Annotated in this window: 21 protein-coding genes; 11 read left to right on the forward strand and 10 right to left on the reverse strand. The window is 70.6% G+C overall.

Annotation, left to right across the window (positions count from 1 at the left end):
- The first annotated feature begins 27 nt into the window (after positions 1 to 27).
- Complete coding sequence (locus ACFZCY_RS05790; RefSeq protein ID WP_391170368.1) at positions 28 to 693, forward strand: pirin family protein; 666 nt, start codon at positions 28 to 30, stop codon at positions 691 to 693.
- 227 nt (positions 694 to 920) lie between these two features.
- Here the strand turns inward: ACFZCY_RS05790 and ACFZCY_RS05795 are convergent, their stop codons facing one another.
- Complete coding sequence (locus ACFZCY_RS05795) at positions 921 to 1,733, reverse strand: serine hydrolase (protein ID WP_391169787.1); 813 nt, start codon at positions 1,731 to 1,733, stop codon at positions 921 to 923.
- Between the two features lie 127 nt (positions 1,734 to 1,860).
- Between ACFZCY_RS05795 and ACFZCY_RS05800 the strand changes: the two genes are divergently transcribed.
- Positions 1,861 to 2,349, forward strand: coding sequence for a MerR family transcriptional regulator (locus ACFZCY_RS05800; protein WP_391169788.1), 489 nt, complete (start codon positions 1,861 to 1,863; stop codon positions 2,347 to 2,349).
- An 18-nt stretch (positions 2,350 to 2,367) separates the two neighbouring features.
- On the opposite strand, the gene ACFZCY_RS05805 is transcribed toward ACFZCY_RS05800, so the two are convergent.
- The 7 genes from ACFZCY_RS05805 to ACFZCY_RS05835 all read right to left on the reverse strand — a co-directional run bounded on the left by ACFZCY_RS05805 (position 2,368) and on the right by ACFZCY_RS05835 (position 9,769).
- Positions 2,368 to 3,558: an alpha/beta hydrolase gene (locus ACFZCY_RS05805; RefSeq protein ID WP_391169789.1), complete on the reverse strand. Its 1,191-nt coding sequence runs from the start codon at positions 3,556 to 3,558 to the stop codon at positions 2,368 to 2,370.
- 151 nt (positions 3,559 to 3,709) lie between these two features.
- Positions 3,710 to 4,330: a hypothetical protein gene (locus tag ACFZCY_RS05810; protein WP_391169790.1), complete on the reverse strand. Its 621-nt coding sequence runs from the start codon at positions 4,328 to 4,330 to the stop codon at positions 3,710 to 3,712.
- A gap of 111 nt (positions 4,331 to 4,441) precedes the next feature.
- The gene (locus ACFZCY_RS05815) at positions 4,442 to 5,122 is read right to left on the reverse strand and encodes a response regulator (protein WP_391169791.1); all 681 of its coding nucleotides are present in this window, start codon (positions 5,120 to 5,122) and stop codon (positions 4,442 to 4,444) included.
- Positions 5,119 to 6,495, reverse strand: a complete 1,377-nt coding sequence (locus ACFZCY_RS05820; RefSeq protein WP_391169792.1) for a histidine kinase — start codon at positions 6,493 to 6,495, stop codon at positions 5,119 to 5,121. Before ACFZCY_RS05820 ends, ACFZCY_RS05815 begins: the two co-directional genes overlap by 4 nt.
- A gap of 132 nt (positions 6,496 to 6,627) precedes the next feature.
- Positions 6,628 to 7,650, reverse strand: a complete 1,023-nt coding sequence (locus ACFZCY_RS05825) for a DUF4429 domain-containing protein (protein ID WP_391169793.1) — start codon at positions 7,648 to 7,650, stop codon at positions 6,628 to 6,630.
- 129 nt (positions 7,651 to 7,779) lie between these two features.
- Positions 7,780 to 8,985, reverse strand: a complete 1,206-nt coding sequence (locus tag ACFZCY_RS05830; protein WP_391169794.1) for an alpha/beta hydrolase — start codon at positions 8,983 to 8,985, stop codon at positions 7,780 to 7,782.
- A gap of 124 nt (positions 8,986 to 9,109) precedes the next feature.
- Positions 9,110 to 9,769, reverse strand: a complete 660-nt coding sequence (locus ACFZCY_RS05835) for a TetR family transcriptional regulator (RefSeq protein WP_391169795.1) — start codon at positions 9,767 to 9,769, stop codon at positions 9,110 to 9,112.
- A 117-nt stretch (positions 9,770 to 9,886) separates the two neighbouring features.
- Here ACFZCY_RS05835 and ACFZCY_RS05840 point away from each other — a divergent pair, with 117 nt between their 5' ends.
- Both ACFZCY_RS05840 and ACFZCY_RS05845 read left to right on the forward strand, forming a co-directional pair.
- On the forward strand, positions 9,887 to 11,488 hold the full coding sequence (locus tag ACFZCY_RS05840; RefSeq protein WP_391169796.1) for a DHA2 family efflux MFS transporter permease subunit: 1,602 nt from the start codon (positions 9,887 to 9,889) through the stop codon (positions 11,486 to 11,488).
- Positions 11,489 to 11,609: 121 nt separating this feature from the next.
- Positions 11,610 to 12,005 carry a peptidase inhibitor family I36 protein gene (locus ACFZCY_RS05845; protein ID WP_391169797.1) on the forward strand — a complete coding sequence of 132 codons (396 nt, stop codon included), beginning with the start codon at positions 11,610 to 11,612 and terminating at the stop codon, positions 12,003 to 12,005.
- 70 nt (positions 12,006 to 12,075) lie between these two features.
- On the opposite strand, the gene aceE is transcribed toward ACFZCY_RS05845, so the two are convergent.
- The gene (gene aceE / locus ACFZCY_RS05850; RefSeq protein ID WP_391169798.1) at positions 12,076 to 14,805 is read right to left on the reverse strand and encodes a pyruvate dehydrogenase (acetyl-transferring), homodimeric type; all 2,730 of its coding nucleotides are present in this window, start codon (positions 14,803 to 14,805) and stop codon (positions 12,076 to 12,078) included.
- A gap of 493 nt (positions 14,806 to 15,298) precedes the next feature.
- Here aceE and ACFZCY_RS05855 point away from each other — a divergent pair, with 493 nt between their 5' ends.
- The 6 genes from ACFZCY_RS05855 to ACFZCY_RS05880 all read left to right on the forward strand — a co-directional run bounded on the left by ACFZCY_RS05855 (position 15,299) and on the right by ACFZCY_RS05880 (position 19,853).
- Positions 15,299 to 15,739, forward strand: coding sequence for a DUF3052 domain-containing protein (locus tag ACFZCY_RS05855; RefSeq protein ID WP_009718270.1), 441 nt, complete (start codon positions 15,299 to 15,301; stop codon positions 15,737 to 15,739).
- Between the two features lie 109 nt (positions 15,740 to 15,848).
- The gene (locus ACFZCY_RS05860) at positions 15,849 to 16,307 is read left to right on the forward strand and encodes a peroxiredoxin (protein WP_055550594.1); all 459 of its coding nucleotides are present in this window, start codon (positions 15,849 to 15,851) and stop codon (positions 16,305 to 16,307) included.
- 142 nt (positions 16,308 to 16,449) lie between these two features.
- Complete coding sequence (locus tag ACFZCY_RS05865; protein ID WP_055550596.1) at positions 16,450 to 17,025, forward strand: TerD family protein; 576 nt, start codon at positions 16,450 to 16,452, stop codon at positions 17,023 to 17,025.
- 164 nt (positions 17,026 to 17,189) lie between these two features.
- Positions 17,190 to 17,765 (forward strand): TerD family protein, encoded by a 576-nt coding sequence (locus ACFZCY_RS05870; protein ID WP_055550598.1) that lies wholly within the window; start codon positions 17,190 to 17,192, stop codon positions 17,763 to 17,765.
- 52 nt (positions 17,766 to 17,817) lie between these two features.
- Complete coding sequence (locus tag ACFZCY_RS05875; RefSeq protein WP_391169799.1) at positions 17,818 to 18,993, forward strand: DUF475 domain-containing protein; 1,176 nt, start codon at positions 17,818 to 17,820, stop codon at positions 18,991 to 18,993.
- 134 nt (positions 18,994 to 19,127) lie between these two features.
- A complete protein-coding gene (locus tag ACFZCY_RS05880; RefSeq protein WP_361474617.1) occupies positions 19,128 to 19,853 on the forward strand; it encodes a TerD family protein in 726 nt (241 codons plus the stop codon).
- Positions 19,854 to 19,874: 21 nt separating this feature from the next.
- On the opposite strand, the gene ACFZCY_RS05885 is transcribed toward ACFZCY_RS05880, so the two are convergent.
- Positions 19,875 to 20,939 carry a TerD family protein gene (locus ACFZCY_RS05885; protein WP_391169800.1) on the reverse strand — a complete coding sequence of 355 codons (1,065 nt, stop codon included), beginning with the start codon at positions 20,937 to 20,939 and terminating at the stop codon, positions 19,875 to 19,877.
- Between the two features lie 222 nt (positions 20,940 to 21,161).
- Between ACFZCY_RS05885 and ACFZCY_RS05890 the strand changes: the two genes are divergently transcribed.
- A complete protein-coding gene (locus ACFZCY_RS05890; protein ID WP_391169801.1) occupies positions 21,162 to 22,358 on the forward strand; it encodes an HpcH/HpaI aldolase/citrate lyase family protein in 1,197 nt (398 codons plus the stop codon).
- Positions 22,359 to 22,362 lie beyond the last annotated feature (4 nt).

The following is a 22,362-nucleotide window of genomic DNA, read 5'->3' on the forward strand; positions in this document are numbered from 1 at the left end:
CCGGGGCGCACTACCGTGGACCGGATGATGTGGGTACAGCGGTCCGGAGCACGGTATCCGGGAGGGGACGGAGCGGGCGTCGAGACGCGCCACGCCTTTTCCTTCTCTGGACACTACGACCCGGACAACGTGCGGTTCGGGCTCCTCGTCGCCTGCAACGAGGAACACCTCGCCCCCGGTGCGGGCTTCGCCGAACACCCCCACCGCGATCTGGAGATCGTGACCTGGGTCGTCGACGGCGAACTCACCCACGAGGACTCCACCGGCCACCGGACCGTGGTCCGCCCCGGCGACGTCCAGCGGCTCAGCGCGGGCAGCGGCGTGCGCCACCGCGAGCGCAACGAGTCCGCGGCGCCGCTCACCTTCGTCCAGATGTGGCTGGCCTCCGGCGCGGTCGGCGCCGAGCCCGCGTACGAGGTCGTCCGCGGCATCGCCGACGGCACCCCGTACGCCCTGTCCCGCGCCGAAGCGGTGCTGCACGTACGCCGCCTCGGCGACGGCGAGCGCACCGCGCTGCCGGACGCGCCGTGGGTATACGCGCATGTGGTGCGGGGCGAGGCGCGCGTGGGCGGCGAAACCCTCGCGGCGGGCGACGCGGCCCGGGTCACGGACGCGCGGGACCTGGAGGCGTGTGGGGTGGGGGCGGCGGAGCTGCTGGTGTGGGAGATGCGGGCGGAGCCGGTCTACGGCTAGCGCCGCGTCAGCCAAGGTTCACCCCGCTCACCGCCCTGGCACGGCCATCTGCGGCGTTGCCGAATCGACCGAGTAGGCCCGCCCCCAGACTCCGTCCGGGAGGTGCCCCCACGAGGCCGATCCGGCGCCTTGCAGCTGACCGCACCAGGACGCCTCGCTACCGGGCAAACCTTGACTGACGCGGCGCTAGCGCGGGCTCTTCGCCGGCCCCGCCCCGTTCCCGAGGCTCAGGCCAGCTCGGCCAGGATCGCGTCGGTCAGCGCGGGCCAGACCTCGATCGCCCACGGCCCGAACGCCCGGTCCGTCAGGGTGACGCACGCCGCCCGCGCGTCCGGGTCGACCCACAGGAACGTTCCGGACTGGCCGAAATGGCCGAAGGTGCGGGGCGAGGACGAAGCCCCCGTCCAGTGCGGCGACTTGCCGTCGCGTATCTCGAAGCCGAGACCCCAGTCGTTCGGCTTCTGGTGCCCGTAACCCGGCAGCACCCCGGTCAGCCCCGGATGCACGACGGACGTCGCCTCCGCCACCGTCTCGGCCGCCAGCAGCCGGGGCGCCTGCAGCTCGGCGGCGAAGCGGACCAGGTCGTCGACGGACGAGACGCCGTCCTTGGCGGGCGAGCCGGTCAGCTCGGTCGCGGTCATGCCCAGCGGCTCCAGGACGGCCTGGCGCAGATATTCGCCGAAGGGGATGTCCGTCGCCTTGGCGATGTGGTCGCCGAGCACCTCGAACCCGGCGTTGGAGTACAGCCGCCGGTTGCCGGGCGCGGCCACGGTCCGGTGCTCGTCGAAGGCGAGCCCGGAGGTGTGGGCGAGCAGATGGCGCACCGTGGCGCCCTCGGGCCCGGCCGCCTCGTCCAGCTCGACCGCGCCCTCCTCGACCGCGACCAGCACGGCGTACGCGGCGAGCGGCTTGGTCACCGAGGCCAGCGGGAATCTGTGGCCGACCGGACCGTACGATCCGGCCATGGTGCCGTCCGCGCGTACGACGGCGGCCGCCGCCGTCGGGACCGGCCAGTTCTCGATCATCCGCAGGCTCTCCATGGGGCCCGAGCCTATCGCCGACCAAGATTCCGCCAAATCTTCGCTTGCTTGGAGCGCACTCGAAGCCCATAGCGTTGAGATGGTCGATGGGCTTCGCGCATCGGCGACGGCGAGAGGGTGTATCAGCATGACCGTGATCGAGCAGGACCTGGAACGGGCTCCGGCGCAGGCGAGGCCGCGCGCGTGCGTGGGGCGCCGCCCGCATCCCCGGCCGACCGGGCAGGACCGGTACACGATCAGCGAGGTCGCCGAGCACACCGGGCTCACGGCGCACACCCTGCGCTGGTACGAGCGGATCGGGCTGATGCCGCACGTGGACCGCACCCACACCGGCCAGCGCCGCTTCACCAACCGCGACCTCGACTGGCTCGACCTCGTCGGCAAGCTGCGGCTGACAGGAATGCCGGTGGCGGACATGGTCCACTACGCCGAGTTGGTACGGGCGGGCGAGCACACCTTCGCCGAACGGGAGGCACTGTTGACCGCGCACCGGGCGAAGGTCCTGGAACGGATCGCCGAGCTGGAGAGCACGATCGACATCCTCGACTACAAGATCAATATCTACGCCGATGGCCGCCCGGGGCCGGCGGAGAGCAACTGGCGGGCGCCTCAATAGGCTTCATGGGCCTTGCTCTCATACGAGGTCATGGCGGCAGTCCTGGTCCCGCGCGGGGTGGCCGCAGCGCACCGCGCCGAAGTCCCCGAGGACGATCCGCGCGAAGTTGCGCAGCGAGTCCGTGCCCGGGGCGAAGTAGCCGGTGTGGCCGTGGGCGTGGTCGGCGGACACGACGCGGGCGCCGAAGGCGGAGGCGGTGGGGTCCTCGCCGTGGCCGAGCCCCATGAAGTCGTAGCCGGTGACCCGCCGTATCCAGTCGGAGCCGTCCCGCGCCGCCCACACCCGCGCCTCCGTGCCCAGCTCATCGGCGTCGTCCACGCCCATGCCGGGGCTGCCCAACGCCACCAGGTCGGACACCCGGGTACGGTCCATCGCGGCCGCCGCCACCCCGCACACGACCGAGCCGTAGCTGTGGCAGAACACGGTGGGCGGCGCGTCGGCGGTCCCCGCCGTGGTCACCGCCAGCCCCGCCAGGAAGCGGTCCAGCCGCGGCGCCCCGGCCTTCGCCAGCCGGCTGGTCGCCGCGTCCGGCCCGAGCCCGACCGGGGTGGTGTACCCCACCCACGCCACCACGGCGGTACGGGTCCCCGGCGCGTCCCGGGCCAGCTGCGCCCGCAGCGACTTCGCCATTCCGGCGGGGGCGCCGTAACGGTCGTGCGTACGGTCGAAGGTGGCCAGATCGATGTCCGACCCCGGTACGACGACCGCGGTACGCCGCGCCGTCGCCAGGTCCCCGAACACCTCGGCCACCTGTCCGCGCCCGCGCGGATCGAAGGCCAGGATCTGCCGCCCCGGCGCGAGCAGCGCGTCGTACCGCTCGGCCAGCGCGCTGTCCGGATCCGCCTTCCGCTCCGCGTCCCGCGCCGCCCGGAGGGCCCGCGCGTTGGCCGCGTAACGCAGCGCGGGCGGCGCCCCGTCGAGGTTGCCCACGACGTCGGGGTGCCGGATGACCAGCGCCTGCCGCTGCGCGTGGCCGAGCCCGTCGAAGAACCGGGCGATGCGGGCGGGCGACGTGCTCTCCGGGTCCGGCAGCTCGCGCCCGCCCATCGAATGATCGGCCAGCCACCGCCCGGTCCCCGGCGGCGGCCCCGTGATGGCCTGCTCCTCGTGCGCCACGGTCCAGCCGGCCGTTCCCGCCATGACGGTGATGGTGAGCGCCGCTGTGATCAGGCGCCGGGCGTAGTGCCTGGTGCGTAGCGTCTGGGACATGGCGGCGGGTTCCCTCTTCCGGTCGGTGGCGGAGGGAAAGGTAGGGAGCGGACGGGTGCCGGGGCGTCAACCTCCGGTGCCAAGTCGGGTGTCATACCGGGGTAGGGGGTGCCCGGGGGCTCGCGCGCGCCGGCCCCGAGAGCCGGAGGTCTCAGAACCAGATGCGCGCCGCCAGCAGCCCCGCCCCGGCCCCGGCCGCGTTCCGCCACGCCCGCAGCGGCCCGTCGAGGAGTTCCTCGGGCTCCTTGTCGCCCGGCCAGTCGTCGATCCGGGCCAGCACCCGGGCGCGCTCCGCCCCCGTCACGGCGAGCGCCCCCTCGACCGCGGGCAGCAGGCGGCGTACCTCGTCGGACGTGAGCACCACATCACCCGCCCAGCCCGGCAACGCCGCCGCCCGGGCCGGGCCGAGGCCGTGGAAGAGGGCCGCCACCGGGTTGTCCTTGCGAACGGACGCGATGTACGGCTCGATGCCGGGATCGAAGCGGTCCCACCACTCCATCACGTGCAGCTCGTGGTTCGAGTCCATGGCGTCGAAGGCGGAGTCGTTGACCATGTCGTACAGACGCAGCGCCTCCTCGGTGTTGCAGCCGTCGGGCCGCCACACCGGCACCGCCCCGCCACCCCGCGCGGCGTCCCGCTCCCAGCGCCCCCAGGCCGCCACCGCGGACGGCCGGGCCGCCGCGGCCGCGATCGCCGGCGCCGCCCGCCGCGCCAGCTCCGCGATGTCCTCCGCGGCGAGCGCGCCCACCGCCCAGAAGCTGGACATTCCCATGATCGGCTCCCCCCGATGACCTCGCCGCGCGGATCATCCTCCCCCATCCCCGCCGGGAGGGCGGCAGACCGGCCGGGGCCACGTCCTGGGGCGGCGTACGCGGTGGCGGCGTCAGCCGCTGCCCGGGGTGACCAGGCCCGACTCGTACGCGAAGATCACCGCTTGGGCGCGGTCGCGGAGGCCGAGTTTGGCCAGGACCCGGCCTATGTGGGTTTTGACCGTCTGTTCGGCGAGGACCAGCGACTCCGCTATCTCCTGGTTGGACAGGCCCCGCGCGATCAGCTCCAGGACCTCGGTCTCCCGCGGGGTGAGGCCGCTGCGCCGCAGCTCGGAGCTGTTGCGGCGGGGGGCCGGGCGCTGGCGGGCGAATTCGGCGATCAGGCGGCGGGTGACGGAGGGGGCGAGGAGGGCCTCGCCCGCGGCGACGACGCGGACCGCCGAGATCAGGTCGGCCGGTGGGGCGTCCTTGAGGAGGAAGCCGCTGGCGCCGGCGCGCAGGGCCTCGTAGACGTAGTCGTCCACGTCGAAGGTGGTGAGCATGAGCACCTTCGGGCGGTGGGTGACGCCGCGGGGTGGTTCGAGGAGGCGGCGGGCGGCCTCCAGGCCGTCCATCTCGGGCATGCGGACGTCCATGAGGACGACGTCGGGGTGGGTGTTGCGGCTGACGTCCACCCCCTGGCGTCCGTCCGGGGCCTCGCCGACCACGTCGATGTCGCTCTGCGCGGCGAGCAGCGCGGCGAAGCCCGCCCGGACCATGGCCTGGTCGTCGACGATGATCACTCGGATGGTCATGAGTCCGTTTCTTCCGGTCTGTCCGGGTCTACGAGGGGGAGCCGGGCCGCCACCCGGAAGCCGCCGTCCGGCAGCGGGCCGGTGTCGAGCATGCCGTCGACGAGGCGGACGCGTTCGACCATCCCCACCAGACCGTGGCCGGTGCCGCTGGTCTCCAGGGGCCTGGCGGGGGCCTCGGCCGGGGGGCCGTTGACGATGAGGAGGGTGAGCCCGGAGCCGTCCTCGGCCGTCGAGACCGAGACGCGGGTGGCGGCGCCCGGGGCGTGCCGTACGACGTTGGCCAGCGCCTCCTGCACGATCCGGTACGCGGACAGGTCCACGGCCTGCGGCAGCGCGCCGAGGCCCGCCACGTCGTCGCCGATGGACAGCTCGGTGGGTATCCCGGCCCGTACCGTCGCCTCGACCAGCTGCGGCACCTGGCGCAGACCCGGCTGCGGGGTGCGCTCGCCGCGCGTCTCCTCGCTGCGCAGCACGCCCAGCAGCCGCCGCATCTCGGCGAGGGATTCGCGGGCGGTGGCGGCGATGGTGCCGAACTCCCGCTCCGCCTCGGGCGGCAGCCCGCCGATCCGGTACGGGGCGCTGTCCGCCTGGACCGTGATCACCGACATGTGGTGGGCGACGACGTCGTGCAGTTCGCGGGCTATGCGGGCGCGCTCCTCCAGCAGCGTGCGGTGGGCCCGCTCGGCCTCGCTGATGGTCTCCTGCTCCGCCAGCCGCCGCTGGACGTCGCCGCGCTCCCGCAGCGCGCCGCCGACCAGCAGCACCACGCCGCTGAGCACGAACAGCAGCACGTTGCTGCCGTCGCTCTTGGTCTCGAACACCATGCCGAGGAAGAGCCCGGCGCCCCCGGTGACCAGCCACACCGCCACCAGGGTGCGGCGCGGTTCGCGCAGCGCGAGGGCGAGGAGGAGGAAGAGATAGCCGACGATGGCGGGCGGCTGCCAGGGCCAGACGCGGTGGTGGAGGTCGGAGGTGCCCAGCACCACCAGCGCGGTCGTCACATCGGCGAGGAAGACGAGCCACCACGCCTGGAGGGGCCGGGTGACCGCCAGCAGCAGCGGTGTGGTCTGGGCCAGCCCGAGCAGGGTGGCGAGCCCGCCGCTCACCCCGTAGTCGTTGGACAGGAGTTGGGCGGCGACCGGGACCAGGATCGCGGTGAGGAGCATCGCGACGGCGTACGGCGCCCTCCGCCGCCAGCGCCGGGAGGAGCCCGCGAGCAGCGGGGTCGCCGGATAGCTGGGGGTCACCAGGGCCCGGGCGAGGCCGCCCGCCTGCCGCCGGGCGGCCGCGGGCAGGCTCTCGTGCGCGGTGGACGCGGTGGACGCGGTACCGACGGATGCCGTGGCCGGGGAGGCGGACGAGGGTGAGGACATGGTCGCCTCAGCGTAGAGTCGGCACCCCTGGCGTACGTCATACCGGGGAGCCCATTTGCGGCTCATACCTGGGTAGGGGCTCGTTCGGCCCCGCATCCCCCCTTCACGGCACCCGCCCACCGCTCCATGGAGCTACAGCTCCGCCAGCAGCTCGGCCTTCTTCGCGCTGAACTCCTCGTCCGTCAGCAGCCCCGCCGTGTGCAGCTCGCCGAGGTGGCGGATGCGGTCGGCGATGTCGGCCGGGTCGCGGCGCGCCGGGGCGGCCGGGGCGCGGGCGGGCGCGGGGGAGCACTCGGCGCTCGGCGCGGGGGCGGACGCCCGTACGGCCTCCAGTACGGCGGCGGCGAAGGGCAGGGACTCGTGGACGAGCCCGTACCCCATCCCGAACACCACGGCGGCCGGATCGTGGTCGGGTCGGCCCGCGGGGTGGTCCTCGGCGCCGCGCGGCACCAGCCGCAGATGGCCGTGGCCACCGCTCTTGGGGGCCGAGCCCCTGGCGCCGGAACCCTTCCCGGTCGTGCCCTTGCCCGCCGCGTCCGGTCCCGGCGCCTCCGGATCCTCCGCCGGTGCCGTGCCCGGCGCCTTCGCGGCGGCGCCGCCCGAGCCCCGGTTCTCGGGCGAGCGCCACTCCACCCCGGCCAGCTCGTCGATCCGGAACCGCTGGTCCCCGGCCTTCCACTTCGCCGAGGACGCGCCGGTCCAGAACCAGCGGAAGGACACCGCCTTGCCGTCGAAGGACGCCTTGCCGTCGTACGCCTTGAAGGACAGCGGCGCCGGGGGCGCCGCCACCAGATGGGACTCGGCGGCGGTGCCCGCGCCGGGCCCGAGCGCGCCCCGTAGCTCCTCGGCGTAGTACTCGGCGAGGGACGCGCGCTCGGCGGGCAGCACCAGGCGGTACGGGTCGTACCCCTCCTTCAGCTGCCCGTCGGCGACGTCCATCAGTGGATCGGCGCCGGGTCTGGGCACCGCGCGCAGTACCACCGTTCCGCGTTTACCGGGAGCGAGATCGACCGCGGACAGCGCTTCGTAGGGGATGTGCCGTTCGCCGAGCGCCTGGAGCAGCTTCGGCGTGCGGATCCCCCGTTCGAAGCGGATGAGCACGGAGTCGGTGTCGAACTCCCAGACGGTCTGAAAACCGGCCAGCACATCACCCATGCGGCTCATCGTATGCGGCGGTGGCCCGCCCGTCCCCCCTTGGGCGCTACGCGCGTCAAACGTCCTCCCCGAGGCCCGTGCGTGGATTTGGGATGCCCGCCGCCCGCTGGTCGCGCGCTCATCGGCGGGTCAGCTCAGTCCCGCGGTGCACGCGGCACCGTCCCTACAGCTCACCGTCTTGACCCGGCCGACCCCGACCCGGGCGAAGTTGTCGAGGCTGGTGGTGCCGGGGGTGAAGTACCCGGCGTGTCCCTGGGCCCCGGCGGCCGACAGGACGCGGGCCCCGAAGCCGGAGGAGAGCGGGTCGGCGCCGTGGCCGAGGCCGCCGACCTCCAGGTGCGGGATGTCCTGGATCCAGTCGCCGGAGTCCCGCATCGCCCACACCCGGCGGCCGCTGCCCAGCTCCGAGGCGCGGTCGGCGCGCATGCCGGGGCTGCCCGCCACCGCGATGTCGGTGACCTTGGACGGCAGATCGCGGGCGGCGACCCCGCACACCACCGAGCCGTAGCTGTGGCACATCAGCGACACGCGGGCCGGTGCGGGCAGCGCGCCCACCAGCGCGCGCAGCCGCAGTGCGCCCTGGGCGGCGAGCTTGCCGGTGGCCGCGTCCATGCCGATGCCGGCCGGGGAGGTGTAGTCGGCCCAGGCGATCACGGCGGTGTGGGTGCCCGGGGCCTCGGCGCGCTCGTTGTGGTAGAGCGCGCGGGCCATGCCGACGGTGGCGGTGTACGGGCGGTCGGACTTCTGGAACGTCAGGATGTTGGTGTCCACACCGGGCACCACGACCGAGACGCGGCGGGCGTGGGTGAGGTCGCCGAAGACCTCGGCGGCCCGCCCGGCGCCCGCGGGGTCGAACGAGAGGATCTGCCGCTTCCCGCTCAGCAGGTCCTCGTACCGGTGCATCCGCCGCCCGGCGTCATGGCGTCCGAGTGGGGTCAGCTCGTTGTCGTGCATCCGCCGGCGCTCGATGTCCCGGGCCTGGGTCAGCGCGATCCGGTTGGCGCGATAGCGCAGCCGCGCCGGAGCGCCGTTGAGGTTGCCGACGACCAGCGGATAGCGGTGGACGAGGCGGTCGCGCTGGGTCTTGGTGAGCGAGTCCAGCCAGCGGCCCAGGAAGCGCGGCGACGCGTACGGATCGGGCAGCCGGTGACCGTCGAGGGAGCCGTGGCGCCAGGCGTTGACCGACACGGAGAGCGGGTCCGTGCCTTCTCTGTGGCTCCGTATGGCCGTCCAGCCGGTGGTGGCGAGCAGGACGAACACCACCGCCAGGGCGAGCAGAGCGCGCCAGGCGGTGGAACCGGGGGAGGGAGAACCGAGCTCCGAGAAGGAAGTCACCGCGGGACACCCTAGGAGAAGCGCGCCCACAGGTGCCAAATACCGTGATTTACATCACGTTTGAGAGCGTGATTTTGACGGAAACTTATGTCGGATTTGATGCCTTTAGTGATGCTTGTCGGCTTTACTGGTCGGTGCGCCAGTTCTCGGCGAGGGCCGGACCCACATGATCCAGGTGAAACGCGGTGATGTCCCGCAGGGTGTCCGTGGAGTCGTCGTCGCCCTCCCCCCACAGCTTCCCCGCGATCTGGATCACGCCGCCGAACATCGCGGTCAGCAGTCGCGGCCGGGGATCCACGGAGACGTCGAGGCCCTCGCGGCGGGCGATCTCCGAGGCGATCCGCTCCTCCAGCTCGGCGGTGCGGCGCAGATGGACGGCGAGCAGCGCGGGCGTCGACTCGATCACCCGGTACATCCGCATGTGGAGTTCGGCCGGAACCAGCTGCTCGATGGAGTCCCCGATGGTGCTCCACGCGTCGAGGACCGCGTTGCGCAGGGCGGCCAGCGGGGCCTCGTGGGCGGGGCGTGCGCACAGCGCCGCGAAGAAGTGCGACTCCGCCGAGTCCTGGGTGGCGAAGGCCACTTGCTCCTTGTTGGCGAAGTAGCGGAAGAAGGTGCGCTGCGAGACGTCCACCGACTCCGCGATCTCGTCCACCGTCGTGTGGTCGTACCCCTGACAGGTGAACAGGTCCAGCGCCGAGCGCACCAGCGCGCTGCGGGTCCGCTGCTTCTTGCGTTCGCGCAGTCCGGTCGGTGGCGGTGCCACCGCCTCGTCCGCTGTCACCTCTCGTGCTCGCTTTCTGTCGCGTTTGGGCAGGCCACCATACCTGTGGCCGATACGACAGAGACCAGCTGATGAATCAGTTTGTCAATTGTCAGACGCTGACATTAGCCTCCGAGCATGACGTCTGAGACCACCGTCGCCGATACGGCGCCGGAACCTCCCATATCGGATCCCCCGAAGGGGCTGCGGGGCCACCCCTGGCTGACGCTCTTCACCGTCGCGATCGGTGTGACGATGGTCGCCCTCGACGGCACGATCGTCGCCATCGCCAACCCGGCCATCCAGAAGGACCTCGGCGCCTCGCTCGCCGACGTCCAGTGGATCACCAACGGCTATCTGCTGGCCCTCGCGGTTGCGCTGATCACCGCGGGCAAGCTGGGCGACCGCTTCGGCCACCGGCAGACCTTCCTCATCGGCGTCGTCGGCTTCGCGGCCGCCTCCGCCGCCATCGGCTTCTCCAGCGATGTGGCACTCGTCGTGGGCTTCCGCGTGCTGCAGGGCCTGTGCGGAGCGCTGCTGATGCCCGCGGCGCTCGGTCTGCTGCGCGCTACGTTCCCCGCCGAGAAACTCAACATGGCGATCGGCATCTGGGGCGCCGTGATCGGCGCCTCCACCGCCGCCGGACCCATCGTCGGCGGGCTGCTCGTCGAGCACGTCAACTGGCAGTCCGTCTTCTTCATCAACCTGCCCGTGGGCATCCTCGCCCTCGTCCTCGGCCTGGTCCTCCTCGTGGACCACAGGGCCGAGAACGCCCCGCGGTCCTTCGACATCCCCGGCATCGTGCTGCTGTCCGGCGCCATGTTCTGCCTGATCTGGGCGCTCATCAAGGCCAGCGACTGGCAGTGGGGGAGCTCCAGGACGCTCGGGTTCCTCGGCCTGGCGGCCGTCCTCTTCGTCGTCTTCGTGTTCTGGGAGAACAAGACCCGCGAGCCGCTGCTGCCGCTGTCCATCTTCCGCTCGGTGCCGCTGAGCGCCGGGACCGTGCTGATGGTGCTCATGGCCTTCGGCTTCATGGGCGGTCTGTTCTTCGTCACCTTCTACCTGCAGAACGTGCACGGCATGACGCCGGTCAACAGCGGTCTGCACCTGCTGCCGCTGACCGCCACGATGATCGTCTCCTCGCCGATCGCCGGAGCGCTGATCACCAAGCTCGGGCCGCGGGTGCCGCTGGTGGGGGCCATGGCGCTCACCGCCGTCGCCATGTTCGGGCTCTCCCGGCTGGAGGTCGGCACCGGCACGCTCGAGATGTCCGTGTGGTTCGCCCTCCTCGGCTTCGGTCTCGGCCCCGTGATGGTCGGCGCCACCGAGGTCATCGTCGGCAACGCGCCCCTTGAGCACGCCGGTGTCGCGGGCGGTCTCCAGCAGGCCGCTATGCAGGTCGGCGGCAGCCTCGGTACGGCCGTTCTCGGCGCGATCATGGCGGGCAAGGTGGACGACACCCTGCCGGACAAGTGGGCCGAGGCCGGACTGCCGCCCATGAAGCCGGAGCAGGCGTCCAAGGCGTCCGACGCGGTCGCGGTCGGCATCACGCCCGCGCCCAAGGGCACCCCGCCGGAGATCCTCGGGAAGATCACGAACGTCGCGCATGACACGTTCGTGTCGGGGATGGGGCTCGCCTTCACCGTCGCCTCCATCGTCTCGGTGGCCGCGGCGCTGGTCGCGGTGCTCACCAAGCGCGGGGACAACGCGGAAGCGGGCGGCGGGGGCGTGCACATCTGACCCCTCAGGGTCAAGCCCCCTATCCGGGTGGACCTTGATCGACCCCGTGGTGGGGACGGGAGCCGGCCTACAGGCTGGCTCCCGTTCGTATTGCCGCATTTCCACACGGGGAGTGATCCACATGCGCACGACCGTCCTCGCCACGGCGACCCTCGCCCTGGCCTGTGTCCTGGCCCCTGTCTCCGCCTCTGCCTCTGCCTCCGCCTCTGCCTCCGCTGACGCGGCGCCCGGGCCCCGGCTCGGGAGCTGTGCCACCGGGCAGCTGTGCCTCTGGCACAAGACGGCCTTCACGGGGGCGCGCCAGGTCCATGAACTCGCCGACACCGACATCGAGAGCTGCGTGCCCCTGCCGCGGGGCGCCTCGGCCGCGTCCCTGGCCAACCGCACGGGGCGGCCGGTGACGGCGTACCAGAGCGCGGAGTGCGCCGAGACGGGCGAATTCCGCACCTACCCCACCGGCTCCTGGGCCCCCGAAACGGCCTACCAGGTCCGGGCCTTCAAGATCTGGGAGCGGTAGGGACACGAAAGCGCCGGGCGGGCTGGGGACCAGCTCGCCCGGCGCTTCGCTTACCGCCGTCGCGTGTCGCTTACGCGTCGCCGCCCGCGGGGCCCGGGTCGGCCGCGGTGACGTCCAGGAGCTGATAGCGGTCGATGGCCTGCTTCAGCACCGAGCGGTCGATCTTGCCGTCCTTCGCCAGCTCCGTCAGCACGCCCAGCACGATCGACTCGGCGTCGATGTGGAAGAAGCGCCGCGCCGCGCCGCGCGTGTCGGCGAAGCCGAAGCCGTCGGCGCCGAGCGACTGGTACGTGCCCGGCACCCAGCGGGCGATCTGGTCCGGGACGGCGCGCATCCAGTCGGACACGGCGACCTTCGGGCCCTCCACGTCGCTGAGCTTGCGGGTGACGAAGGGGACGCGCTGCTCCTCCTCCGGGTGGAGCAGGTTGTGCTCCTCGGCCTCCACCGCGTCGCGGCGCAGCTCGTTCCAGGAGGTGGCGGACCAGACGTCGGCTCGGACGTCCCAGTCCTCGGCCAGCATCCGCTGGGCCTCCACGGCCCACGGGACCGCCACGCCGGAGGCGAGGATCTGGGCCGGGTGGGTGCCCGACTCGCCCTGCTTGAAGCGGTACAGGCCCTTGAGGATGCCCTCGCGGTCGACGTTCTCGGGCTCGGCCGGGTGCTTGATCGGCTCGTTGTAGACGGTGAGGTAGTAGAAGACGTCCTCACTGTTCTCGCCGTACATCCGGCGCAGACCGTCCTGCACGATGTGGGCGATCTCGAAGCCGAACGCCGGGTCGTACGCGACGACGGCCGGGTTGGTCGAGGCCAGCAGCTGGGAGTGGCCGTCCGCGTGCTGGAGTCCCTCACCGGTCAGCGTCGTACGGCCGGCGGTCGCGCCCAGTACGAAACCGCGCGCGAGCTGGTCGGCCATCTGCCAGAACTGGTCGCCCGTGCGCTGGAAGCCGAACATCGAGTAGAAGACATAGACCGGGATCAGCGGTTCGCCGTGCGTGGCGTACGCCGAACCGGCCGCGATCAGCGAGGCCGTGCAGCCCGCCTCGGAGATGCCGTCGTGCAGCATCTGCCCGGTCGGCGACTCCTTGTAGGCGAGCAGCAGCTCGCGGTCCACGGACTCGTACTGCTGGCCCAGCGGGTTGTAGATCTTGGCCGACGGGAAGAGCGAGTCCATGCCGAAGGTGCGGTACTCGTCGGGGGCGATCGGCACGAAGCGCTTGCCGATCTCCTTGTCCCGCATGAGGTCCTTCAGCAGCCGGACGAAGGCCATGGTGGTGGCGATCTGCTGCTGGCCGGAGCCCTTCTTGACCGCCGCGTAGGCCTTGTCGCCGGGGAGCTGCAGCGGCTTCGCGCGCACCACGCGGGTCGGCGTGTAGCCGCCCAGCGCCTTGCGGCGGTCGTGCATGTACTGGAGCTCCTCGGAGTCCGGACCCGGGTGGTAGTACGGCGGAACGCCGGACTCCAGCTCCTTGTCCGGGATCGGCAGGTGCAGCCGGTCGCGGAAGCCCTTGAGGTCGTCGACCGTCAGCTTCTTCATCTGGTGGGTCGCGTTGCGGCCCTCGAAGTTCGGGCCGAGCGTCCAGCCCTTGACGGTCTGGGCGAGGATCACGGTCGGCTGGCCCTTGTGGGCCTTGGCCGCCGCGTACGCCGCGTAGATCTTCTTGTGGTCATGACCGCCGCGGCCCAGGTGCAGGATCTGGTCGTCGGTCATGTGCTCGACCATCTTGCGCAGCCGCTGGTCGTCACCGAAGAAGTGGTCGCGGATGTACGCGCCGGTCTCGGTGGCGTACGTCTGGAACTGGCCGTCCGGCGTGGTGTTCAGCTTGTTGACCAGCAGGCCGTCGCGGTCCTGGGCGAGCAGCGGGTCCCAGCTGCGGTCCCACACCAGCTTGATCACGTTCCACCCGGCGCCGCGGAACTGCGACTCCAGCTCCTGGATGATCTTGCCGTTGCCGCGCACCGGGCCGTCGAGCCGCTGCAGGTTGCAGTTGACGACGAAGGTCAGGTTGTCCAGGCCCTCGCGGGCGGCCAGGGAGAGCTGGCCCAGCGACTCGGGCTCGTCCATCTCACCGTCGCCGAGGAACGCCCAGACGTGGGAGTCGGAGGTGTCGGCGATGCCGCGCGCCTCCATGTAGCGGTTCATCCGCGCCTGGAAGATCGCGCCGAGCGGGCCGAGACCCATCGAGACGGTCGGGAACTCCCAGAAGTCCGGCATCGACCGCGGGTGCGGATAGCTGGACAGCGCGTGACCGGCCTTGGACTTCTCCTGACGGAATCCATCCAGGTGGTCCTCGGACAGCCGGTCGAGCAGGAAAGCACGGGCGTAGATACCGGGGGAGGCGTGCCCCTGGAAGAAGATCTGGTCGCCGCTGTCCTTGTCCTTGCCGCGGAAGAAGTGGTTGAAGCCCACGTCGTACAGCGAGGCGGACGAGGCGAAGGTGGCGATGTGGCCGCCGACGCCGATGCCCGGGCGCTGGGCACGGGAGACCATCACCGCCGCGTTCCAGCGGGTCGCGTTCAGGATCTTGCGCTCGATCTCCTCGTTGCCGGGGAAGAACGGCTCGTCCTTGGTGGCGATGGTGTTGACGTAGTCGGTGCTGCGCATCTCGGGCACGGCCACCCGCTTCTCGCGGGCGCGCTCGATCAGGCGAAGCATCAGGTAGCGGGCACGTTCCCGGCCTCGCTCATCGACGGCTGCGTCGAGCGAGTCGAGCCATTCCTGGGTTTCCTCGGGATCGAAATCCGGGACCTGGCTGGGAAGGCCGCCAATGATGATCGGGTTGCGATCGGATCCGGAAGCCACGCTATTCCTTCGCTTTTCGGTCGTGCTGTGCACGCACATGGATTCGTGCTCTGCTGCTGTCGCGCCGGTCTCCATCGTGTACCTCGGTTGCGGGATACGTCACCTCTACCGAGGGGTAACCAAGACCTGATGAGATGGGGCGCTCACCGGGCCGGACGGTACCGGTCGGCGTGCGGTCGGCATCGCGACGGCCAAATCGCAACCTTACGCCCACGTCCGGGGGCACCTGCGTACGGCCGTTCGGCTCCGGGCGGCGTAGGGTGTCGATACACACACGTAAGCTGGGCATAACGGGGTAATCCGGGCAGCGGTGCGCCGTTCCGTGTCGTTCCTCCATGATGGGAGTTGCGGCGACACGTCAACGTTTGGGCGGGATCGCTGGCCGGGTACTTGCGCGATCCGCCCGGCCCGTGTGGACTACGCCCCATGCCTCGCGTACGCGCGCGGGGTCCCCAGATCCGAAGAGTGAATGAAAGATGACAGGAGGCAATCCGTGAGCGCGACCGCGGACCACGCGGAGGAGCGGACCAACCCTGCCGCGAGGCTGGGTTTTCAGCCCGAACAGGTGGTCCAGGAGATCGGCTACGACGACGATGTCGACCAGGAGCTCCGCGAGGCCATCGAGGAGATCACCGGCCAGGAGCTCGTCGACGAGGAGTACGACGATGTGGCCGACGCCGTTGTGCTGTGGTTCCGGGAGGACGACGGCGATCTGACGGACGCGCTGGTGGACGCCATCCAGATGATCGACGACGGCGCACCGGTCTGGCTGCTGACGCCCAAGACCGGCCGTGACGGCTATGTCGAGCCGAGCGACATCAACGAGGCCGCGACCACCGCGGGCCTGTCCCAGACGAAGAGCTTCAACGCGGGCAAGGACTGGACCGGCAGCCGCCTGGTCACTCCGAAGGCCGCCCGTTCGGGCAAGCGCTGAGGCCGAAGGACCTACACAACCGAGCCCCCCGCCGTTCCCTTTCGGTGGGGGGCTCGGCGCGTAGGGTGGGCGTGATCAGTCGATTCTTTGATGTGAAGGGATGGCTCCCATGGCCATAGAGGTCGGTACGAAGGCCCCGGACTTCGAGCTGAAGAATCAGCACGGCGAGTCGGTCCGGCTCTCCGACTTCCGCGGCGAGAAGAACGTCGTGCTGCTCTTCTACCCGTTCGCCTTCACCGGCGTGTGCACCGGCGAGCTGTGCGCGCTCCGCGATGAGCTGCCGACGTTCGTCAACGACGATGTGCAGCTGCTCGCCGTCTCCAACGACTCGCCCTTCAGCCTGCGGGTCTTCGCCGAGAAGGAGGGCCTGGAGTACCCGCTGCTGTCGGACTTCTGGCCGCACGGCGAGGCCAGCCGCGCCTACGGCGTCTTCGACGAGGAGAAGGGCTGCGCGGTGCGCGGCACGTTCGTGATCGACAAGGAGGGCGTGGTCCGCTGGACGGTCGTCAACGGGCTGCCCGACGCCCGGGACCTGAACGACTACGCCAAGGCCCTCGAAAGCCTGTAACGGGCACGCGAAGCCGATATCGGGCAGCCGGAAGCCTGTATCGGGCGGGAACCGCTCACTAGGATCGACGCGTTGATCCTGGTGGGAACCTCATGGAGATAGGGGCACACAGTGCTCCTGACGAACCTTATTGGGAGGACTCGTGGGAGTCAGCCTCAGCAAGGGCGGCAACGTCTCGCTGACCAAGGAAGCCCCTAACCTGACCGCGGTCGTCGTCGGTCTGGGCTGGGACGCCCGTACCACCACGGGCACTGACTTCGACCTCGACGCCAGTGCCCTGCTCACCAACACCGAGGGCAAGGTCGCCAACGACCAGAACTTCGTGTTCTTCAACAACCTCAAGAGCCCCGACGGCTCCGTCGAGCACACCGGTGACAACATCACCGGTGAGGGCGAGGGCGATGACGAGCAGATCAAGGTGAACCTGGCCGGTGTTCCGGCCGATGTCGCCAAGATCGTCTTCCCGGTGTCGATCTACGACGCCGAGACCCGCCAGCAGAGCTTCGGCCAGGTGCGCAACGCATTCATCCGCGTGGTGAACCAGGCCGACGGCAACGAGCTGGCCCGCTACGACCTCTCCGAGGACGCCTCCACCGAGACCGCCATGGTCTTCGGCGAGCTGTACCGGAACGGGGCGGAGTGGAAGTTCCGTGCCATCGGCCAGGGCTATGCCTCGGGTCTGCGTGGCATCGCGCAGGACTTCGGCGTCAACGTCTGAATCGGCCCCGGCAGCCCGGCCGGACCGGCAGGACATCCTCCGAGCCGGCCGGCCGGGCGCGCCGAGGCCGCCACGTCCGGCGCCGCACCCCTGTAGTCCACAGACGGGAGTGCGGCGCCGGATGCGCGTCGTACCACGCACTACCCCGGGGAGGGACCAGGATCATGGGCGTTACGCTCGCCAAGGGAGGCAATGTCTCCCTTTCCAAGGCCGCGCCGAATCTCACCCAGGTGCTCGTCGGCCTGGGCTGGGACGCGCGCTCCACCACCGGAGCACCGTTCGACCTCGACGCCAGCGCGCTGCTGTGCGAGTCCGGGCGGGTGCTCGGCGATGAGTACTTCGTCTTCTACAACAACCTCAAGAGCCCCGAGGGCTCCGTGGAGCACACCGGCGACAACCTCACCGGTGAGGGCGACGGCGACGACGAGTCGCTGCTGATCGACCTCACCAAGGTCCCGGAGCGGGTCGACAAGATCGTCTTCCCGGTCTCGATCCATGACGCCGACGCCAGGCGCCAGACGTTCGGGCAGGTCAGCAACGCGTTCATCCGCGTGGTGAACCAGGCCGACGGCAATGAGCTGGCCCGCTACGACCTCTCCGAGGACGCCTCCGGCGAGACCGCGATGATCTTCGGCGAGGTCTACCGGTACAACGGCGAGTGGAAGTTCCGTGCGGTAGGGCAGGGGTACGCGTCAGGCCTCCGGGGTATCGCTCTAGACTTCGGAGTCAACGTTTCGTAAAGCCGCGTAACAAGGCGCGGGGGAGACCGTACGCAGAAGGATTGGGTTGCCAGTGCTCCTCAAAACCTTTGGTTGGTCGTTCGCCGTCACGGTGATCGGTCTGGCCTTGGCCGGCGTCCTCTGGGGGTGGAAGGGGCTCGCGATCGTCGGGATCCTCTCGATCCTGGAGATCTCGCTCTCATTCGACAACGCGGTCATCAACGCGGGCATCCTGCGGAAGATGAATGCCTTCTGGCAGAAGATCTTCCTGACCATCGGTATTCTCATCGCCGTCTTCGGCATGCGTCTGGTCTTCCCGGTGGTCATCGTCGCCATCACGGCGAAGCTGGGTCCGATCGAGGCCGTGAACCTCGCGATCAACGACAAGGACAAGTACGAACACCTGGTGACGGGCGCCCACCCGGCGATCGCCGCCTTCGGTGGGATGTTCCTGCTGATGATCTTCCTCGACTTCATCTTCGAGGAGCGCGACATCCGCTGGCTGGGCTGGCTGGAGAAGCCGCTGTCCAAGCTCGGCAAGCTGGACACCTTCTCGGTCGTCATCGCCCTGGCCGTGCTGCTGATCACCGCCACCACCTTCGCCACCGACGTGGCGCACGGCGGCGGCGACAAGAGCGCGACCGTGCTGCTGTCCGGGGTCGCCGGTCTGATGACGTACTTGATCGTCAACGGGGTCTCCGGATTCTTCGAGGACAAGCTCGAAGAGGACGACGACGAGGACGGCGCGGACGACGACGAGGCCGACGAGAAGAAGCCCGCCGAGACCGCCCAGCTGAACGGCGGCGGTCGCGGCAGCAGCGGCGCCACGGTGGTCGGCCTGGCCGGCAAGGCCGCGTTCTTCATGTTCCTCTACCTGGAGGTCATCGACGCCTCGTTCTCCTTCGACGGCGTGATCGGCGCCTTCGCGATCACCAACGACATCTTCGAGATGGCGCTGGGTCTGGGCATCGGCGCGATGTACATCCGTTCGCTGACGGTCTACCTGGTCCGCCAGGGCACCCTGGACGACTACGTCTACCTGGAGCACGGCGCGCACTACGCCATCGGCGCGCTGGCCGCCATCCTGCTGATCACCATCAAGTACGAGATCAACGAGGTCATCACCGGCGTGGTGGGCGTCGCCCTCATCGGCGCCTCGTACTGGTCCTCGGTCATCCGCAACCGCCGGGATGCACAGGGCGGCGGAGCCGGATCCGAGGAAAAGACGGAAGTCACGTCCGGAGTCTGACCGCCGGAGTGTGACACACCGGCGTTTGAGGAACGCTCTCAGCGGGGCGGCCGAGGTCGTACGACCTCCCGGCCGCCCCGTCGTAGTCGAGCGGCTTTGAGGCAGTGGGAGCCACGAAGGGTGGGGTGCGCACGATGGCGTTCTGGAGCAACTGGGGGCGGTCCGCGTGGCGCGAGTTCGACAGCGGCGACGCGAGCGGCGCGGTCGAGCTGACCAAGCGCCACCAGACCATCTCGCTGACCAAACAAGGCGCCGCCAGCGGCAACCTGCGGATCAACCTGTCCTGGCAGATGCGCACCTCGGACTTCAACAGCAAGGGGCCCAGCCTGCTGCGCCACCCGCTGCAGATGTTCAAGCCGCAGGTGGTGCAGGCCCAGGGGCCCGCCATGGTCAACGTCGACCTGGACCTGGCCGTCATGTACGAGCTGAAGAGCGGCGCCAAGGGCGTGGTCCAGCCGCTCGGCGACTTCTTCGGCAACCTCAACGAGGCGCCGTACGTCAAGCTCAGCGGGGATGACCGGTTCGGCTCCGGCATGGGCGAGACGATCTACATCAATCTGGACCACAAGGACGACATCAAGCGTCTGCTCGTCTTCGTCTACATCTACGACGGCACCCCCGCCTTCGACCGTACGCACGGCATGGTCACGCTGTACCCCAGCAACGGTCCGCGGGTGGAGATCGCGCTCGACGAGCGGGCCCCGCAGGCCCGCTCCTGCGCCGTGGTGATGCTGGAGAACGTCAAGGGCGAGATCATCGTCCGCCGCGAGGTGAAGTACGTGTACGGCTTCCAGGCGGAGCTGGACCGGCTGTACGGGTGGGGCCTCCAGTGGGGCCGCGGCTACAAGTCGAAGGTGTAGGAGCGGCCCCGGCCGTTGCCGCTAGCGCTTCTGGAACTGCGGCCCCTGCGGCGGCAGGGTGAAGTTGGGGTCCGGGAACGGCATCGGAAGCGGCGGCGGGGGCGGCGGACCGGTCCGCTGCACCTGCTGCGGATAGCCGTAGGCGGGCGGCTGCGGGTATCCGTACGACGGCTGCTGCGGGTATCCGTACGCGGGCTGCGCCGGGGGCTGGGCGGGCGGCTGCGGATAGGCCGGTGCCGGGACGTGCGGCGGCGCCTGCGGCGGTACGGGCGGTTGCGGCGGCAGGTAGTAGTCGCCGTCGCCCGTCGCGCCGGTCGGGGTGGCGCCCTGGCCGGCGGCGAGCGGCTGGGTCGCCTGCGGGTCCCAGGGGTCCGGCTGCGGCACGGGCTGGGGCGGCGGCAGAGCGGTCGTCTCGGCCTGGCTCGGGGCCGGGGCCGGCGGGGTGCCCGGCTCGGCCGTGGCGATGGCCTCCGGCTCCTCCGCGCCGCCCTGGCCCGTGCTCTGCCCGGTGCTCCGGTCCGGGTCCGCGTCGGCGCCCTCGCCGTCGTCCACCGAGATGCCGTACTCCGTGGCCAGCCCGACCAGCCCGGACTCATAGCCCTGCCCCAGCGCGCGGAACTTCCAGCTGTCTCCCCGGCGGTACAGCTCGCCGCAGATCAGCGCGGCCTCCTTGCCGGTCTCCGGCAGCACCGCGAAGATCGCCAGCGGCTCCTCGGCGGCCGACGGCGACGCGTCGTACAGCAGCAGGCTCAGATCCCGTACCTGCCCGAAGGTGCCGCCGTCCGCCGACGCCGCCAGCACCACCCGGTGCACCCCCGGCTCCAGCCCGGTCAGATCGGCCTCGATGGTGTCCGTCAGTCCCTCGGGCGCCTGCTTCTTGGGCAGGTGCCGGACGAGGCCAGAGGGGTGCCGCGGCTGGTTGTAGAAGACGAAGTCCTCGTCCGAGCGCACGCGGTCGTCCCCGCCCAGCAGCAGCGCCGAGGCGTCGATGTCCGGCACGTCCGTGCCGGGGGTCCAGCGCAGCACCGCGCGTATGGCCGTGGCCTCGAGCGGGATGTTCGATCCCTTCAGCATCGCGTGCGTCATGGCCGTAATCCTGCCCTCCCGCCCGGTGCGGGGACAACGCAGGGGTGCGGGGAAGTGCTGGTGGGATGTGGCGGGACGGGCATGCCGGATACCGGGGCGACGCATAGGAGTTACGTGATTTTCACGGCCTTGGGGAACTTTTGACCCGGGCTCGGACGTACGATAATCGGCCACCCGAGGGTCGTGTGGCCCGGGTGGGGAACCGGCAGTGCGGGGAGAAACATGCGGCATTTTGGACATCTGCCGGACGAGACGCGGACGCGCCTCTTCCATCAGCAGCCCGTCGAATTCACGGTCGACTCACCGGCCCGGACCCTCGCCGTCGCGCTCGGCGCCACCCTCTACAGCCCCGCCACCCGGTCCGCCCTCGCCGACGACGTCGTCAAACAGGCAGGTCGTGGCGTTGTCTCCATGGTGCTGTGCCTGGAGGACTCGATCCACGACGCCGAGGTGCCGGCCGCCGAGGAGAACCTCGTGCGGCAGTTCGCCGATCTCGCCGGGCGCGGCGTTGCCACCGAACTTCCGCTGCTCTTCATCCGGGTCCGCGCTCCCGAGCAGATCGTCGACCTCGTCCGGCGGCTCGGACCGGCCGTGCGGCTGCTGTCCGGATTCGTACTGCCCAAGTTCACCGAGGAGCGCGGAGTTCCGTTCCTGGAGGCCCTGATATCGGCCGAAAACCGTGAGGTGGCCGAGGTGTTGGGGAACCGGCGGCTGTATGCGATGCCGGTCCTGGAGTCGCCGGAGCTGATGCACCGCGAAACCCGCACCGAAACCCTCGCCGGGATCGGCCGGATCGTCGACAAATACCGGGAGCGGGTGCTGGCGCTGCGGCTCGGGGTGACCGACCTGTGCTCCGCGTACGGGCTGCGCCGGGCACCCGACATGACCGCGTACGACGTCCAGCTCGTCGCGTCCGTCATCGGCGACGTGGTGAACATGCTGGGCCGCGCCGACGGCACCGGATTCACCGTCACCGGCCCGGTGTGGGAGTACTTCAAGCAGCACGAGCGCATGTTCAAACCGCAGTTGCGGCTCAGCCCCTTCTCCGGGCGCGCCGAATCGCTGCGCGCCGCGCTCATCGAGCACGACATGGACGGGCTGCTCCGCGAGATCGAACTGGACCGGGCCAACGGGCTGCAGGGCAAGACCTGCATCCACCCCACCCATGTCGCCCCGGTGCACGCCCTGTCCGTCGTCAGCCACGAGGAGTTCAGCGACGCGGTGGACATCCTCGAACCCGAGCGCTGCGGGGGCGGTGTGCTGCGCTCCGCGTACACCAACAAGATGAACGAGGTGAAACCCCACCGGGCCTGGGCCGAGCGGACCTTGCAGCGCGCCGAGGTCTTCGGCGTCGCCCGGGAGGACGTGAGCTTCGTGGAGCTGCTGGCCGCGAGCCTGCGGACCGTACGAACGGCGTGACCCC

This window comes from Streptomyces sp. NPDC007983 (genome assembly GCF_042958345.1).
GTDB lineage: Bacteria > Actinomycetota > Actinomycetes > Streptomycetales > Streptomycetaceae > Streptomyces.

Coding starts and splice junctions, on each gene's coding strand:
- ACFZCY_RS05790 (WP_391170368.1), top strand. CDS start 28: ATGTGGGTACAGCGGTCCGGAGCACGGTATCCGGGAGGGGACGGAGCG.
- ACFZCY_RS05795 (WP_391169787.1), bottom strand. CDS start 1,733: ATGGAGAGCCTGCGGATGATCGAGAACTGGCCGGTCCCGACGGCGGCG.
- ACFZCY_RS05800 (WP_391169788.1), top strand. CDS start 1,861: ATGACCGTGATCGAGCAGGACCTGGAACGGGCTCCGGCGCAGGCGAGG.
- ACFZCY_RS05805 (WP_391169789.1), bottom strand. CDS start 3,558: ATGTCCCAGACGCTACGCACCAGGCACTACGCCCGGCGCCTGATCACA.
- ACFZCY_RS05810 (WP_391169790.1), bottom strand. CDS start 4,330: ATGGGAATGTCCAGCTTCTGGGCGGTGGGCGCGCTCGCCGCGGAGGAC.
- ACFZCY_RS05815 (WP_391169791.1), bottom strand. CDS start 5,122: ATGACCATCCGAGTGATCATCGTCGACGACCAGGCCATGGTCCGGGCG.
- ACFZCY_RS05820 (WP_391169792.1), bottom strand. CDS start 6,495: ATGTCCTCACCCTCGTCCGCCTCCCCGGCCACGGCATCCGTCGGTACC.
- ACFZCY_RS05825 (WP_391169793.1), bottom strand. CDS start 7,650: ATGGGTGATGTGCTGGCCGGTTTTCAGACCGTCTGGGAGTTCGACACC.
- ACFZCY_RS05840 (WP_391169796.1), top strand. CDS start 9,887: ATGACGTCTGAGACCACCGTCGCCGATACGGCGCCGGAACCTCCCATA.
- ACFZCY_RS05845 (WP_391169797.1), top strand. CDS start 11,610: ATGCGCACGACCGTCCTCGCCACGGCGACCCTCGCCCTGGCCTGTGTC.
- ACFZCY_RS05860 (WP_055550594.1), top strand. CDS start 15,849: ATGGCCATAGAGGTCGGTACGAAGGCCCCGGACTTCGAGCTGAAGAAT.
- ACFZCY_RS05870 (WP_055550598.1), top strand. CDS start 17,190: ATGGGCGTTACGCTCGCCAAGGGAGGCAATGTCTCCCTTTCCAAGGCC.
- ACFZCY_RS05880 (WP_361474617.1), top strand. CDS start 19,128: ATGGCGTTCTGGAGCAACTGGGGGCGGTCCGCGTGGCGCGAGTTCGAC.
- ACFZCY_RS05885 (WP_391169800.1), bottom strand. CDS start 20,939: ATGACGCACGCGATGCTGAAGGGATCGAACATCCCGCTCGAGGCCACG.
- ACFZCY_RS05890 (WP_391169801.1), top strand. CDS start 21,162: ATGCGGCATTTTGGACATCTGCCGGACGAGACGCGGACGCGCCTCTTC.